Source organism: Actinomyces succiniciruminis, assembly GCF_900002405.1.
GTDB lineage: Bacteria > Actinomycetota > Actinomycetes > Actinomycetales > Actinomycetaceae > Actinomyces > Actinomyces succiniciruminis.
The window spans coordinates 1-585 of record NZ_LK995464.1; the positions used below are offsets into that span (position 1 = coordinate 1).

Consider the following 585-nt stretch of genomic DNA (forward strand, 5'->3'; position numbering starts at 1 on the left):
AGCAGAACGTTAAGTAGCGTTGTTAACGGGGAGGAGGCGTTGCAGACGAGAAGAGCGAATGCCCCTGTCAGCTCGTAGATCAGGTTGGTCGCCGACACCACCCACCCGGACGCTTCCTGCGCATGCGCAAACGCACCATGACGTGGTCCAAACGCGGCCCCTCTACGGGTGCGGGTGAGCCTCGGCGCCTTCATTGCTACCGACCACCTCACCGCAAGCGCGTCCACGACGCTTTACGCCACACTTACCTTCCCCGGCGGCCGATGGGCCGCGGTCGAGGTGATATCGGGCACCTCCCAGATCGAGAAGGGCGCCCGTTCACTGGCCCGCACCGTGCAGCAGATTGACACCTCCGCGGTCGGGGAGCCGGTACTCAAGCTTGTGGTCACCGGCACCGGCCCGACGGCGACCCTGCCGGACGGCACCGTGACCTGCCCGCTAAGCGTCATCGTCCCCTGACGCAGAACCTCCCCGACACGCACCTTGGGCACCCGTCCGGGCAACCTTGTCCACCGCCCCGCGCCCCCTACAGCCACAGGTCGCGGCGACGCCGTACCCCGCGCATGACCTGCGGCGGGAACAGGC

General features: G+C 67.4%; 1 protein-coding gene. It reads left to right on the top strand.

The window, feature by feature from the left end; translation table 11 throughout:
- Positions 1-168: 168 nt before the first annotated feature.
- Positions 169-459 (top strand): hypothetical protein, encoded by a 291-nt coding sequence (locus BN1056_RS00890; protein WP_210578337.1) that lies wholly within the window; start codon positions 169-171, stop codon positions 457-459.
- Positions 460-585 lie beyond the last annotated feature (126 nt).